This window comes from Streptomyces sp. NPDC057136 (assembly GCF_042670885.1).
Lineage (GTDB): Bacteria > Actinomycetota > Actinomycetes > Streptomycetales > Streptomycetaceae > Streptomyces.
In genome coordinates this window covers 354,041-369,038 of the sequence record NZ_JBHUUV010000002.1, presented here as the reverse complement: position 1 = coordinate 369,038, position 14,998 = coordinate 354,041, and the positions used below count along the sequence as shown (strand labels likewise).

General features: G+C 70.7%; 12 protein-coding genes. 4 read left to right on the top strand and 8 right to left on the bottom strand.

From position 1 onward, the window contains the following. Positions 1-10: 10 nt before the first annotated feature. From ACFT7S_RS04250 to ssd, 6 genes are all read right to left on the bottom strand, one after another. A complete protein-coding gene (locus ACFT7S_RS04250) occupies positions 11-418 on the bottom strand; it encodes a TadE family type IV pilus minor pilin (protein ID WP_382726693.1) in 408 nt (135 codons plus the stop codon). After that, the gene (locus tag ACFT7S_RS04245; RefSeq protein ID WP_382726822.1) at positions 405-626 is read right to left on the bottom strand and encodes a DUF4244 domain-containing protein; all 222 of its coding nucleotides are present in this window, start codon (positions 624-626) and stop codon (positions 405-407) included. The genes ACFT7S_RS04250 and ACFT7S_RS04245 overlap by 14 nt, the downstream gene beginning before the upstream one ends. A gap of 175 nt (positions 627-801) precedes the next feature. Next, positions 802-1,596 (bottom strand): type II secretion system F family protein, encoded by a 795-nt coding sequence (locus tag ACFT7S_RS04240; protein WP_382726691.1) that lies wholly within the window; start codon positions 1,594-1,596, stop codon positions 802-804. Beyond that, complete coding sequence (locus ACFT7S_RS04235) at positions 1,593-2,429, bottom strand: type II secretion system F family protein (protein ID WP_382726819.1); 837 nt, start codon at positions 2,427-2,429, stop codon at positions 1,593-1,595. The genes ACFT7S_RS04240 and ACFT7S_RS04235 overlap by 4 nt, the downstream gene beginning before the upstream one ends. A 23-nt stretch (positions 2,430-2,452) precedes the next feature. Further along, positions 2,453-3,601: a TadA family conjugal transfer-associated ATPase gene (locus tag ACFT7S_RS04230; protein ID WP_382726688.1), complete on the bottom strand. Its 1,149-nt coding sequence runs from the start codon at positions 3,599-3,601 to the stop codon at positions 2,453-2,455. Then, on the bottom strand, positions 3,598-4,734 hold the full coding sequence (gene ssd / locus ACFT7S_RS04225; protein ID WP_382726686.1) for a septum site-determining protein Ssd: 1,137 nt from the start codon (positions 4,732-4,734) through the stop codon (positions 3,598-3,600). Before ssd ends, ACFT7S_RS04230 begins: the two co-directional genes overlap by 4 nt. A 501-nt stretch (positions 4,735-5,235) precedes the next feature. Here ssd and ACFT7S_RS04220 point away from each other — a divergent pair. Then, positions 5,236-6,075, top strand: coding sequence for an HAD family hydrolase (locus ACFT7S_RS04220; protein ID WP_382726683.1), 840 nt, complete (start codon positions 5,236-5,238; stop codon positions 6,073-6,075). Between the two features lie 477 nt (positions 6,076-6,552). Here the strand turns inward: ACFT7S_RS04220 and ACFT7S_RS04215 are convergent, their stop codons facing one another. Beyond that, the gene (locus tag ACFT7S_RS04215) at positions 6,553-7,377 is read right to left on the bottom strand and encodes an oxidoreductase (RefSeq protein WP_382726681.1); all 825 of its coding nucleotides are present in this window, start codon (positions 7,375-7,377) and stop codon (positions 6,553-6,555) included. A gap of 102 nt (positions 7,378-7,479) precedes the next feature. Between ACFT7S_RS04215 and ACFT7S_RS04210 the strand changes: the two genes are divergently transcribed. Then, entirely contained in the window at positions 7,480-8,475 is a 996-nt protein-coding gene (locus ACFT7S_RS04210) for an ATP-binding protein (RefSeq protein WP_382726679.1), read from the top strand. A 104-nt stretch (positions 8,476-8,579) separates the two neighbouring features. Here the strand turns inward: ACFT7S_RS04210 and ACFT7S_RS04205 are convergent, their stop codons facing one another. Then, positions 8,580-9,899 (bottom strand): hypothetical protein, encoded by a 1,320-nt coding sequence (locus tag ACFT7S_RS04205; protein ID WP_382726677.1) that lies wholly within the window; start codon positions 9,897-9,899, stop codon positions 8,580-8,582. A 287-nt stretch (positions 9,900-10,186) separates the two neighbouring features. Here ACFT7S_RS04205 and ACFT7S_RS04200 point away from each other — a divergent pair, with 287 nt between their 5' ends. Both ACFT7S_RS04200 and acs read left to right on the top strand, forming a co-directional pair. Next, positions 10,187-12,709, top strand: a complete 2,523-nt coding sequence (locus ACFT7S_RS04200; protein ID WP_382726674.1) for a SulP family inorganic anion transporter — start codon at positions 10,187-10,189, stop codon at positions 12,707-12,709. A gap of 156 nt (positions 12,710-12,865) precedes the next feature. Continuing rightward, a complete protein-coding gene (acs, locus tag ACFT7S_RS04195) occupies positions 12,866-14,860 on the top strand; it encodes an acetate--CoA ligase (RefSeq protein ID WP_382726671.1) in 1,995 nt (664 codons plus the stop codon). Positions 14,861-14,998: the final 138 nt, after the last annotated feature.

The window sequence follows — 14,998 nt, the reverse complement described above, 5'->3', positions numbered from 1 at the left end:
CGCCGCCCCCTCACGGCTCCACCCCCACCGTGTCCTCGGCCAGCGCGGCCGCCTCGGCGCTCAGCGTGAGCGTCAGCGGGCCCGGCCCCGGTGTCGGCGCCTCCACGCGGACCCGCCACAGCTCCCCGGACCGCTCCACCTCGACGTGTGCCTGTCTGGGCGCCGCCGCCCGCGCCGCGTCCAGCACCGCCGCCGCAGGCTCCGAACGGGCCGCTGCCCGCGCCCCTGCCCGTGCCGCGTCCACACACCGGATCTGTGCGGCTGCGGCCACCAGGGCCCAGACCAGGACCAGAGCGAAGGCGACAAGCGCGGGAATGACCATCGCCGCCTCCGCCGTCACGGCACCCCGGTCCCGGCCGGGGCGGGCAGGAGCCCGCGCCCGGCACTTCTGCCCGGTCCCGGTCTCAGAACTTCGCATCGAGCGCATCCTTGATCAACGACTGCATCGCCGAGAGAACGGGCCCACTCGTCACGACCTTGTAGAGCACCGCGGCGAACCCGCAGGCCGCGATGGTTCCCACCGCGTACTCGGACGTCGTCATCCCACGGTCCGATCGGCCGAACCTGCCCGGCCACCCCCGCTTGCCGGTCCATACCCGGCGCACCGAACCCAGCACCCGCTCCATGAAGTTCCCGCTCATTTCAACCCCCGAAATAGATATGTCGATTTTCTGTGGCCCGAGTGGCCCGAGTGGCCCGAGTGGCCCGAGTGGCCCGAGTGGGCCGAGTGGCCCGAGTGGGCCGACCGGGCCGACCGGATGCCCGAACGGATGCCCGAACGGAGCCCCCGTCGCTCTCGTGTCAGTCGGCGGTCAGCAGCCCGGTCGCCAGCCCGATCACCACCGGCGCCACCCCGATCGCCAGGAAGGCGGGCAGAAAGCACAGCCCGACCGGTGCCGTGATCAGTACGCCGGCACGCTGGGCGCGGGCCACGGCCGCACTCGACCGTTCGGCACGCATCGCTTCCGCCAGCCGGGCGACCGGTTCCGCCGCCGGTGCCCCGGTCGAGCCCGCCCGGTCCAGGCAGCGGGCCAGCGGCCTCGCGCCCGGTATTTCCGCGAACCGCCCCCACGCCTCGGCCGGTTCCCCACCGAGCCGGATCTCCGCCGCCGCCCTGGCCAGCCGGTCACCGACCGGGCCGCCCATGGACTCGCCCACCGCCTCCGCCGCCTCCCTCGGACCGGCCCCGGCAGAAAGGCAGGCCGCCAACAGATCGGCTGCGAGTGGAAGTTGCCCCGCCGTCACCGCGGCCTCCGCACCGACAGCACCCGCATCACGCGCCCTCCGCGACCGCTGCCAGCGCCACGTCCCGTACGCCGCCCCCGCCGCGGCCACACAGCCCGGCAGTCCGCCGACCAGGACCCAGCCGACCGCCGCTGCCCCCAACGGACCTGCCCACCTCCGTACACCGGCATCGGCTCCCGGCCGCCACCGACGCCGCTTCCCCGCACCGACCGCCAGCAGCAGCGCCCCACGTCTGCGCACCGCCCGCTCCCGGCGCCGTCCGACGATGGCGAGGGCCACATACGCGGCCGTGCACACCACCGCCCCGGCCACCCCCAGGCTGTGGACAGCGCCCCCTGACGCCCCGTTCACGCCGCCTCGCCCGCCCTTACGATCCGCCGAGCCCACACGAGGCCCGCCGTCTCCAGCAGTCCTCCCGCCGCCAGGCAGGCCAGCCCGCCCGGACTGTGCAGAAGGACCCGCAAGGGGTCTGCCCCGAGTGCGGCACCCAGTCCCAGCCCCGCCACCGGCAGAAGCGCCAGCACCACGACCGTCGACCAGGCGCCCGCCAGTTGGGCCCGCAACTCCTCCCGCCGGCGCCTGTCCGCCCGTAACGCGCCCTCCAGACGGTCGAGTCCGGCCGCGAGCCCCGCCCCGCCGTCCACCGCGACCCGCCAGCACGCCGCCACTCCGGCGAGCCCGTCACGCCCCGGCGCATCCGCGGCCTGCCTCAGAGCACCCGGCACATCCCCACCGAACCGCGCAGCCGCCAGCACGGCGGCCTCCGCCTTGCCCAGCGCCTCCGCCGAGTCACGGGCGGCAACCAGCAACGCCTGCCCCGGCTCACGCCCCGCCCGCAGCTCCCCCACCACCGCACCGCACAGCGTCATCACCGCATCCGCCGCACGCTCCCGCTCCCGCTGCCGGGACCGCACACCCAGCCACCGCCGCACCAACGGCACCGCCACGGCCCCAGCGACCAACGGCAGCACCGACTCGCCCAGCACGGCCAGCAACACCGCCACCGGGGCACACAGCCACTCGCGCCGCCCATGGAAGAACACCCGCATCGCCGACCAGTACGCCCCCAGCCGATTCGGCTCCGGCTCCCCGTCCACGAACAGCACCCGCGCCCGACGCGGCGCCGGATCGCGCTGTACGGCCGTCCAGGCCGCCAGCCCGGCGCACACCGCCATCGCGTACATCGCGTATCCCGACCCCACGCCTGTCACAGCGCACCCCCGATCAACGAGCTCAACCGCGCCCAGCCCCGCTCCCGTACGAACCCGTCGGCGCCCCAGCGCAGCGCGGGCACGGTCACCACCAGCCCCGCCGCATCCCGTTCCAGCACGTGGACCTCGGCGAGCCGCCGCCGCCCGGTCCGGTCCCGCACCAGGTGGACGACCACCGACAGCGCGGCGGCCAATTGGCTGTGCAGGGCTGTCCGGTCGAGGCCCGCGGCCGTCCCCAGGGCTTCAAGGCGGGCCGGGACGTGTTCGGCGGCATTGGCGTGCACCGTGCCGCACCCGCCCTCGTGCCCGGTGTTCAGCGCGGCCAGCAGTTCCGTGACCTCGGCTCCTCGCACCTCCCCGACCACCAGACGGTCGGGCCGCATCCGCAACGCCTGCCGCACCAGGTCCCGCAGAGTCACACGACCCGCGCCCTCCTGGTTGGCGGGGCGCGACTCCAGACGCACCACGTGAGGGTGATCCGGCCGCAACTCGGCGGAGTCCTCGGCGAGCACGATCCGCTCCTGTCCCCCGACCGCCCCGAGAAGGCTCGACAGCAACGTCGTCTTCCCCGCGCCCGTCCCCCCGCTGATCAGATACGAGACCCTGGCCTCCACCAGGGCCCGCAGCACCCGGTCCCCGCCCGGCGGCACCGTCCCCGCCTCGACCAGCTCCGTCAGCGCGAACGCTCTTGGCCGCACCACACGCAAGGACAGACATGTCGAGCCGACGGACACCGGCGGCAGCACCGCGTGCATCCGAGTCCCGTCCGGCAGCCGCGCGTCCACCCAGGGGCGGGCATCGTCCAGACGCCGCCCCGCGACGGCTGCGAGCCGCTGCGCCAGCCTGCGTACGGCGGCCGCGTCCGCGAAGGTGACCCCGGTCAGTTCGAGCCCGCCGCCCCGGTCCACCCACACCCGGTCCGGCGCGGACACCAGTACATCGGTCACCGCAGGGTCCGCGAGCAGCGGCTCCAGGACCCCGGTGCCGACCAGCTCGCCCCGTAACTCCTGTGCGGCCCCGAGCACTTCCGCGTCCCCCAGGAGCCGCCCCTGGGCGCGCAGGGCGGCCGCCACCCCTGCCGGGGTCGGCGCCGCGCCACTGCGCGCCAGCCGCTGCCGCACGGCGTCGAGCAGAGCCTCCGTCATGACACACCTCCGCCGGGAAGCCCGGCGGCGAGGCTTCCGCCGCCGGTGGCGCCCGCCTGCGCCCAGAAGGCCGTGCAGAACCGGGCCAGTGGCCCGCGTACCGCGCTCCCCGGTGGCGCACCGTCATCCTGGGCCGCCGGAAGCCCCGTCTCCCACGGCAGTTCGCCGACGAGCGGCAGTCCGAGCGCCTTGGCCACCCACCGCTCGTCAAGGCCCGCCGCGTACGGGCCGCGCGCGACGACCCGCAGGTCCTCCAGGACCATTCCGGCCATCGACGCCACCCGCTGGGCCGCCGCGACCGCCCTCAGCTCGCCGGGCACGACCAGCAGCCCGAGATCGAGTTGAGCCAGCGCCTCGGCCACGCCTTCGTCGACCCTGCGCGGCAGATCCACGACGACCACGCCGCCGAGTCTGCGAGCGGCGGCCAGCACCGCCCGTATGGCCTGCGGCGGGACGACCACCTCGTCGTCGCGGCCCCAGCTCAGCACTCGCAGCCCGTGCAGGGCGGGCAGCGAATCCTCCAGCGCACCGCCGCCCACCCGCCCTTTGGACTGGGCGAAATCCGGCCACCGCATCCCGTCGGCCCGTTCACCACCGAGCAGCACGTCGATGCCGCCCCCCAGCGGGTCGCCGTCGATCAGCATGGTCCGCCGGCCGGACCTGGCGGCGGTCACGGCGAGCGCGCAGGCCAGCGTGGATGCGCCGGAGCCGCCCCTCCCGCCCATCACGCCGACGGTCAGCGCGGGACGACCCACGCCCTCCGCCGCGTTGGCGATCTGGTCGACGAGCCAGCCCTCCGAATCGGGCAGCCGCAGCACATATTCGGCCCCGATCTCCACCGCCTTCCGCCAGACGTCCGGCGCGTCCTGGTCCCGCCCGACGAGCATCACGCCGCGCCTGCGGGCGGCGCCACGGCATCGCGGGGCGGCGTCGTCGCCCACCAGAACCATCGGAGCCTGCTCCCAGCCGCCCCTGCGTTCGGGCGGCCCGTAATGAACTTCCGGCTCCGCTCCGGCCGCCGCGCAGAGCCTCAGCAGATCGTCGAGCAACTCCACGTCCTCGGTCACGATCAACGGCCCGCCCCGACGCTCTTCCGCGCTCGGCAAGCCTTCTCGTGCGAACGATCCAGCCACGATCTCCGCCCCCCTTCTCGCTGCCCCTTCAGTACGGTTCGCGGCGATCTCGGAGCGTTCCGAGATGCACGATTCCGGAACCCGTGGACTTCACGGGTGGAATCACCGTGCAGCGCTTCGGAAAAACATGTGGATCTTGCTGGAAAACTGTGGACAACTTCAGCGTTGTGAATAACTCGGTAACCCATACCGGCGACTTCCGAGCGCAGCTCTTCCGTAACGCACCGTGACGAGGCAGACTGAAGAAAGTCCCGCGCAGAGCCGGGCCGTCGCGGCCGGGAGAAGGGCGAAAACCTTGATTCCGGGCGGCAAAAACGCGTCCGGACATGCGACGACCCCCGCCGGGGGGGAGAGCGGGGGTCGTCCCCACGGCCGACTCGGGGGGGGGAGGAGTCGGACCGGGTTAGCACGGTCGCGAACGATCCGTGACTTCCATGGTGTACCCGAGAGCCTTCTCAGGCAAACCCACACGCCAGAGTTTACGCCGAATGGTGGGCCCCTATGCTCAGCCTTGTGGAAAACTGCTTCTCGCCGCGCACCGCAGCCTTCTTTGACCTGGACAAGACGGTCATCGCGAAGTCATCGACGCTGACCTTCAGCAAGTCCTTCTACCAAGGCGGACTGATCAACCGCCGTGCCGTACTGCGCACTGCGTACGCACAGTTCGTCTTCCTTGCCGGAGGCGCCGATCACGATCAGATGGAGCGGATGCGCGAATATCTCTCCGCGCTCTGCAAAGGGTGGAACGTCGAGCAGGTCAAGGAGATCGTCGCCGAGACCCTTCACGACCTGATCGACCCGATCATCTACGACGAGGCCGCCACGCTCATCGAGGAGCACCACACCGCGGGACGCGATGTGGTCATCGTGTCCACGTCGGGCGCGGAGGTGGTCGAACCGATCGGGGAGCTGCTCGGCTCCGACCGGGTTGTCGCCACCAGGATGGTCGTCGGCGACGACGGCTGCTTCACCGGCGAGGTCGAGTACTACGCCTACGGACCGACGAAGGCGGAAGCGATCAAGGCGCTCGCGGTATCGGAGGGGTACGACCTCTCGCGCTGCTACGCGTACAGCGACTCCGCGACCGATGTGCCGATGCTGGAGTCCGTCGGCCACCCGCACGCGGTCAACCCGGACCGTGCGCTGCGACGTGAGGCGACCATCAGGGAGTGGCCGATTCTCGTCTTCGACCGGCCGGTCCGGCTCAAGCAGCGACTGCCCGCCTTCTCGATGCCCCCGCGCCCGGCGCTCGTGGCGGTGGCAGCCGTGGGAGCGGCAGCGCTCACCGCAGGCCTGGTCTGGTACACCAGCCGCCGCCGGGCCACCACGCTCGCCACCTGACACCCCCGTGCGGGGAGGCCGGCCGGCCCCGGGACACGCATCCCGCCCACTCCCAGGCCCTCCCCACGACGGCCCGTGAGGGCCCGCGTGGGCCTGCGACACGTCACGCCCGACTCACCCGTATTTGAACCAAAAAGTAAAGAAGTCGGGCCACCACTTTCCCTTCCCCCGCCAGGGGAGTAGAAAGGACTCAACGGCCCGCGAGACCAAGGACATCCGAGAGGATCACCTTTTCACGCAGGTTGGCCCCACGGACCGCGCATGGAAGCCGAGCACCCACGCGACGTCGACCCGTCGATTACGGGCCAGCCGCACCAGGGCACGGGCGAAGTACCCGACCTGATGGGCATATTTCGAGGACGCTTGGTAACCCGGCGGACATGCCAGCGGCGGTACCGGTTCCCGGTACCGCCGCAACCCTTTCGGGGCCGTAAGCCTCAGCCGTGAGACACAGCCGCGAGACAAGAAGTCAGCACGTCATGCGGCGCCGCGCTGCAGCGCCTCGCAGACAGCCGTCGACTCCCGCACACCCAGCTCCACCGCACGGCCGCAATGCGCGATCCACGCCGCCATGCCCTCCGGCGTTCCCGCCAGATAGCCCTCGAACGCCGCCACGTACGCCGTCGGCCCCTGCTCCGCATGGCCCACTTCGGCCGGGCAGATCGACTTCGGGTCGAGGCCACTGCCGATCAGTACGATCCGCTCGGCCGTCCGTGCGACCAGGCCGTTGCGAGAGCTGAAGGGGCGCAGGGCCAGCAGTTCACCGTGCACGACCGCCGCCGAGACCAGAGCCGGCGCCGCGCTCCCCGCGATGATCAGCTGGGAGAGCCCTTCCAGCCGCCCGGCGACCTCACCGGCGTCCGGCACAGGGGCCTCGATCAGCGGCTCGTCGACGGCCTCACCCGTCAGTCGCGGCCGCCCGACAGCGTCATCGGGGGAGGCGCCGCCGGCCGCCACCAGGTGCAGACGCGCCAGGACACGGAGGGGCGACTGCCGCCAGATGGACAGAAGTTGACCCGCTTCGGCGGTCAGCCGCAGGGCCGCGCCGATCGTGCGGGCCTCGTCATCACCCCTGAAGTCGGTGCGCCGGCGCACCTCCTCCAGATTCCAGTCGGCGCCCGAGAGCGCCGCGGAGCCGCGAGCGCCACGCAGGGCCGCCTCCGCCGTGACCTCGTTGCTCCGGCGCCGCATGACACGGTGGCCGTAGACCCGGTCCACGGCCTTGCGTACGGAGTCCACGGCATCGGTCACGCCGGGCAGGGCGGCCAGCGCGGCGAGCGGATCTGAGGCAGTCGTACTCATAAGTAGCGAGGCTACGCGCCCCCTACACCCTTACCGCCTTGGAGTGGTCTTCTTCACGAAGTGTGACAGCGCACTGCGATCGCACCACTACCCTAGGTGAACATGAAGATCGCTTTCGTGGGGAAGGGTGGCAGCGGCAAGACAACGCTGTCCTCGCTCTTCATCCGCCACCTCGCTGCCAATGAAGCCCATGTCGTCGCGGTGGACGCCGACATCAACCAGCACCTCGGAGCCGCGCTCGGCCTCGATGAGGAGGAGGCCGCCGCACTGCCCGCCATGGGTGCGCAGCTCCCTCTCATCAAGGACTATCTGCGCGGCAGCAACCCCCGTATCGCCTCCGCCGAAACAATGATCAAGACGACGCCGCCCGGCGAGGGTTCGCGGCTCCTGCGCGTCTGCGAGGACAACCCGGTCTACGACGCCTGCGCGCGTACGGTCCGGCTCGACGACGGGGAGATCCGGCTGATGGCCACCGGCCCGTTCACCGAGTCCGACCTGGGCGTGGCCTGCTACCACTCCAAGGTCGGGGCGGTCGAGCTGTGCCTCAACCATCTGGTCGACGGCCCGGACGAGTACGTGGTGGTCGACATGACCGCGGGCTCGGACTCGTTCGCCTCCGGGATGTTCACCCGCTTCGACATGACGTTCCTGGTCGCGGAGCCGACCCGGAAGGGTGTCTCGGTCTACCGCCAGTACAAGGAGTACGCACGGGACTTCGGCGTCGCGCTGAGGGTGGTCGGCAACAAGGTGCAGTGCCAGGACGACCTGGACTTCCTCCGGGCCGAGGTGGGCGACGACCTGCTGGTGGGCGTCGGTCACTCCGACTGGGTGCGCTCGATGGAGAAAGGCCGGCCCTCCCGGTTCGAGCTGCTGGAGGCGGACAACCGGATGGCGCTGCAGGCCCTGCAGAACGCCGCCGAGGATTCGTACGCAGAGCGCGACTGGGAGCGCTACACGCGCCAGATGGTCCACTTCCATCTGAAGAACGCGGAGAGCTGGGGCAATGCGAAGACGGGCGCCGACCTGGCCGCGCAGGTCGACCCTGCCTTCGTACTCGACGAGCGGTGCGCACAGACGGGCGTCGCTCAGCCCGCGTAACGGTGGCCGGACGAGGCCGCTACCGGTGGGGTGTGCGGCATCCGGGGCAGCACTGCCTCGGACGCCGCACGCCTCACGGCTCACCGGCCGGGCAGGTAAGGAAGTCAGCCGGCGGACTGCTCACCCGTAGCGGACTTGGCGGCAGGCCCGGCGTCTGCGGGCTTGGCGGCCGGCATTCCCGGGGACGTCGGGCCGAGGTAGGTGGACCAGCTCTCCTTGGGTGCCTCACCGACGCCGAGCGTGCCGAGTTTGGCCAGCGTCGCCGGGTCCTGCGCGTCGAGCCAGTCGGCGAGCTGCCGGAAGGAGACGCAGCGCACGCCCTCCTTGGGGCAGACAGTCTCGATCGTCTCCTCGATGGCGCGCATGTACGTGCCGCCGTTCCAGGACTCGAAGTGGTTGCCGATGATCAGCGGGGCCCGGTTGCCGCTGTACGAGCGGTCGAAGGCCTGGATCAGGCCGTCGCGCATCTGGTTGCCCCAGTACTCGTGCTTGGCGGGGTCGCCCTGTGTCGTGCCGGACTGGTTGAACATGAAGTTGTAGTCCATCGAGAGCGTCTCGAAGGCGCGGCCGGGTACGGGGACGAGCTGGAGCGGCAGGTCCCAGACTCCGCCCTTCTTCGTGGGCCAGACCTGGTTGCCGACGCCACTGGAGTCGTACCGGAAGCCCATCGTCCGGGCTGCGGCGACCATGTTCTCCCGCCCTTCCAGGCAGGGGGTGCGACCGCCGACGAGTTCCTTTTCGTAGTCGAATGGCAGCGGCGCCTCGGCCTTGAGGGCCGGGGCGTTGGACTTCCAGTTCTGCACGAAGGACTTCGCCTGGCGGATCTCGCTCTTCCACTCCTCCACGGACCAGGTCCCGACTCCGCCGTCCTTGCCGCAGAAGTGGCCGTTGAAGTGGGTGCCGATCTCGTTGCCGTCCTGCCAGGCGGCGCGCAGTTCGGTCAGGGTGTCGCGAATGCCCTTGGTGTCGTTGAAGCCGATGTCGGAGCGGCCCGCCGAGTGCTGGGGCGGGTTGTAGAGGTCCCGCTTCTCCTCCGGCACCAGGTACACGCCACTGAGGAAGTACGTCATGGTCGCGTTGTGCTTCTTGGCCACCCCGCGGAAGTGCGAGAACAGCTTCTGACTGTCCTCGCCCGCGCCGTCCCAGGAGAACACCACGAACTGCGGGGGCTTCTCACCCGGTGCCAGACGCTTGGCGACGGGGAGTTTCGGCTGAGTCCCGGTGAACGCGGTGGAGCCGTCACCGATGAGCTGGACCTTGTTCTTGGGAACGGCCGGCGCGTGTTCCTTCGGGCCGGCCGCTCCCTTTTCGGCCCCGGAACCGGCTGCCCCCGACCCCGCACCGGAGCCGGCGCAGCCCGCCAAGCCCGCGACCAGTGCCGTCGCCATGACACCCATGACGATCCTCTTCGTGGCGGCCATCATCCGCCCACCCTCTTCCTTGCAGCAGGTTATTTGCGTCGAAGTGCCGACACGGCGCGGTCAACGTCGCACGCAAGCCGCACAAACCAGGACGACAGGCCGAATGAAAAGATGCATATTCACCTGATTGGGTGGGTCAAGGGGTCATTTGCCCTAGATCATAGACATGCCTCTTTACTCTGCATTACGATTCGTTTACTGAGAGTTGAGAAAACCCGCCGCTGCACGCCGTGACCCACGGCCGCGTCCCCCACGTTCCGCGACCGCGCTGCCCCGGAGGAGACGGGAACATGTCTGCATGCGTCCCCACCCGTAATGACCACTCATCCCGTAGTTCGCGCCCTTCCCGGGCCTCGGGAATCAAGCGACCACACAGCCCGCCACCGCCACCCGGCGGACGCCGCTTCCGCATCGCCGGCGCCGATCTGTCCGCGTCGGTCACTGTCTTCCTCATCGCAGTCCCCATGTCGCTCGGCCTCGCCGTCGCCATGGACGCCCCGCTCCAAGCCGGCCTGGTCTCCGCGGCCATCGGCGGCATCGTCGCCGGGCTGCTCGGCGGCACCCCTCTTCAGGTCAGCGGACCCTCCGCCGGACTGACCGTCGTCACCGCCGAGTTGATCCAGATCTACGGCTGGCGGACCACCTGCGCGATCACCATCGGCGCCGGACTTCTACAGATCCTGCTGGGCTCCCTGAGAGCGGCCCGCAGCGCGCTCGCCGTCAGCCCCGCCATCGTGCACGGCACACTCGCCGGGATCGGGGTGGCCATCGCCCTGGCCCAGCTGCACATCGTGCTCGGCGGCTCGCCCCAGAGTTCCGTCGTCGACAACGCCCTCGCCCTGCCCGCCCAGTTGGAGCGGATCAGTCCGTCCGCTCCGCTGATCGGCTCGCTGACCATCGCCGTCCTGGTGCTGTGGCCACGCCTCCCGGGGCGGGCCGGACAGGTGGTGCGGAGAATTCCAGCGGCGCTGGCCTCCGTGGTGATCGCGACCGCGGTCGCTGCCCTCGCGACCCCGGGGATCGCCCGCGTCGATCTGCCGTCCTGGCGCTCGCACGCCCTGCCCGAAATGCCGCAGGGTCCCGTTCTCGCCCTGACCACCGCGGTGTTCACCGTCATGCTGGTGGCCAGCCTGGAGTCACTGCTCGCGGCGGTCGCCGTGGACAAGTTGGCGGCGGACCGGGCGGCGGACCGTTCCGGAGGCGGGCCGTCCGGCCACGAGCCGGTCAGACGCTCCGATCTCGACCGCGAGTTGCGCGGCCAGGGCATCGCCAACTCGCTGGCCGGCCTGCTCGGCGGACTGCCGGTCTCCGGTGGCGCCGTGCGCAGTTCGGCGAACGTTCGGGCCGGGGCGACCGGCCGGGCGTCCACGGTACTGCACGGCCTCTGGGTGCTGCTGGCCGCCGCCCTGCTGGTCACGGTGCTCGAATGGATTCCGCTGGCCGCGCTCGCCGCCCTGGTCATGGTGGTCGGTATCCAGATGGTGAGCTTCGCCCACATCCGTAACGTCCACAAGCACCGCGAATTCCTGGTGTACGGGGCGACGATCACCGGGGTCGTCCTCTTCGGTGTGCTGAAGGGTGTGGTCCTCGGCATCGCGGTGGCAGTGGCCGTCGCGCTGCACCGGCTGGCGCGCACGAGGATCACGGTGACGGAGCAGGACGGCCGTCATCTGGTCACGGTCCGCGGCCAGTTGACGTTCCTGGCCGTACCGCGGCTCAGCAGGACTCTCGGCCAGCTCCCCCACGGGGTCGATGCGATCGTCGAGCTGGACGGCTTCTTCATGGATCACGCGGCGTTCGAGACGATCCAGGACTGGCGCAGCGCCCAACTCGCCCAGGGCGGCCAGGTCGTGTTCACCGGCAGATCGGGCGGCCAGGTCGCCGAGCCCGCAGCGGCGACGCGCTCCTGCTGCCGCCCCTGGACCAACCATCACTGCCACGACCGGGCCGAGCACTCCAGCGGGACCGCCACCGGATTCACGGCGCACGATGCCACGGAACGCGGCGCATCCGGCGCGTGGGGCCTCGACCGCATCAGCGCGGCGGGCGCGCCCGCAGGCCCGGGCACGGGGGGCGCGACGGCGGGCGGCGCGCCACGCCCGGCCGGAGCCCACCGCCTGTTCAACGGCCTCAGTTCGTTCCAGCGCAATACGGCCCCGCTGGTGCGCGAGGAGCTCGCCAGGCTGGCCGCCGAGGGCCAGCGGCCCTCCCAGCTCTTCATCACCTGCGCCGACTCCCGGCTGGTCACCAGCATGATCACGTCGAGTGGCCCGGGTGACCTCTTCACCGTGCGGAACGTGGGCAATCTCGTTCCCCCGCCGGACACGGAGACCACCGAGAGCGGCGACGACTCGGTGGCCGCCGCCATCGAGTACGCAGTGGATGTGCTGAGGGTCGAGTCCATCACCGTCTGCGGACATTCCGGCTGCGGCGCCATGCAGGCGTTGCTCGGAGCAGAGCCGCGCACCCCCCGGACGCCTCTGTGGCGCTGGCTGCGGCACGGCCTGCCGAGCCTGGAGCGGATGGCGTCGCGTCATCACTCCTGGGCCCGGATCTCCGGACGACTGCCCACCGATGCGGTGGAACAGCTCTGCCTCACCAATGTGGTCCAGCAGTTGGACCATCTGCGGGCACACGAATCGGTGGCGCGCCGAATGGCGGAAGGCACGCTGGAACTGCACGGCATGTACTTCCACGTGGGCGAGGCGCAGGCGTATCTGCTGGCCGAGGGGGCCAGTTCGGGTACAGGCCCCGACGAGGTCTTCGACCGGGTAGGCCCCGGCGCCGACCTCAGTACCGCCCTCGACGCCTGAACCGCACGCCCGCCCGGTCCGTGAGACCTTGTGGTCCCGCTTCCGCGTCTCACCGCACCGCTTGCGGAAGCGGGGTCTGTGGCCCCATACACGAGAACACAGGTCTAAACCAATTCCCGGCAGACACTTGTCACCCGGCCTTTGGCCTGATGAGCTATGCCCCGGGACACAACGGACACCCTGGGACTGGGAGAAGTCGTGAGCAACGAAAGCCTCGCCAACCTGCTTCGGGAAGAGCGGAAGTTCGCTCCGCCTGCCGAGCTGGCCGCCAACGCCAATGTCACAGCGGAGGCGTACGAGCAGGCCGAGGCGGACCGGCTGGGCTTCTGGGCCGAGCAGGCCCGCCGCCTGAACTGGGCCACAGAGCCGACCGAGACGCTCGACTGGAGCAACCCGCCCTTCGCGAAGTGGTTCGCGGACGGCAAGCTCAACGTCGCGTACAACTGCTTGGACCGCCACGTCGAGGCGGGCAACGGCGACCGGGTCGCCATCCACTTCGAGGGCGAGCCCGGCGACAGCCGCGCCATCACCTACGCGGAGCTGAAGGACGAGGTCTCCCGCGCCGCCAACGCCCTCACCGAACTCGGTGTCGTCGCCGGCGACCGGGTCGCCGTCTATCTGCCGATGATCCCCGAGGCCGCCGTCGCGATGCTGGCCTGCGCCCGCATCGGCGCCGCGCACTCGGTGGTCTTCGGCGGCTTCTCCGCCGACGCCATCGCCGCCCGTATCCAGGACGCGGACGCCAAGGTCGTCATCACCGCCGACGGTGGCTACCGCCGCGGCAAGCCCTCCGCGCTCAAGCCCGCGGTCGACGACGCCGTCTCCCGTATCGCTTCCGTCGAGCACGTCCTCGTGGTGCGGCGCACCGGCCAGGACACGGCGTGGACCGAGGGCCGCGACGTCTGGTGGCACGAGATCACCGCCCGGCAGTCCGCCGAGCACACCCCCGAGGCCTTCGAGGCCGAGCACCCGCTCTTCATCCTCTATACCTCGGGTACGACGGGTAAGCCGAAGGGCATCCTGCACACCTCGGGCGGCTACCTCACCCAGGCGGCCTACACCCACCACGCGGTCTTCGACCTCAAGCCGGAGACCGACGTCTACTGGTGCACCGCCGACATCGGCTGGGTCACCGGGCACTCGTACATCGTCTACGGGCCGCTGGCCAACGGCGCCACCCAGGTCATGTACGAGGGCACGCCCGACACCCCGCACCAGGGGCGTTTCTGGGAGATCGTGCAGAAGTACGGCGTCACCATCCTCTACACCGCGCCGACGGCGATCCGTACGTTCATGAAGTGGGGTGACGACATCCCCGCCAAGTTCGACCTGTCGTCGCTGCGCATCCTCGGTTCGGTCGGTGAGCCGATCAATCCCGAGGCATGGATGTGGTACCGCAAGCACATCGGCACCGACAAGTGCCCCATCGTGGACACCTGGTGGCAGACCGAGACCGGCGCGATGATGATCTCGCCGCTGCCCGGGGTCACGGCGACCAAGCCCGGATCGGCGCAGCGCGCGCTGCCCGGTATCTCCGCCACCGTCGTCGACGACGAGGCCCGCGAGGTCCCGGACGGCGGAGGCGGCTACCTCGTCCTCACCGAGCCGTGGCCGTCGATGCTCCGCACCATCTGGGGCGACGATCAGCGCTTCCTCGACACCTACTGGGCGCGCTTCGAAGGCAAGTACTTCGCGGGCGACGGCGCCAAGAAGGACGAGGACGGCGACATCTGGCTGCTGGGCCGGGTCGACGACGTCATGCTCGTCTCCGGGCACAACATCTCGACCACCGAGGTCGAGTCCGCACTCGTGTCGCACCCGGCGGTCGCCGAGGCCGCCGTGGTGGGCGCGGCCGACGAGACGACGGGCCAGGCCATCGTGGCCTTCGTGATACTGCGTGGCACGGCCACCGCCTCCGACGAGCTGGTGGCAGAGCTGCGCAACCACGTCGGGACCACGCTCGGCCCGATCGCCAAGCCCAAGCGGGTCCTGCCGGTCGCCGAGCTGCCCAAGACCCGCTCCGGCAAGATCATGCGCCGTCTGCTGCGCGATGTCGCCGAGAACCGCGAGGTCGGCGACGTCACCACGCTGGCCGACTCGACAGTGATGGACCTGATCACGACGCAGCTGCCGTCCTCGTCCGAGGACTGACAGCCACCGCATCTCCCGTACGGCCCCGAGGGGCACCCGGCAACGAGCCGGGTGCCCCTCGGGCATTTAGCCTGAAGATCGTTCGATACGGCTCCGGGCCCCCCAGGTACAGTGATGGCTCCGTCAACAACGTAATAA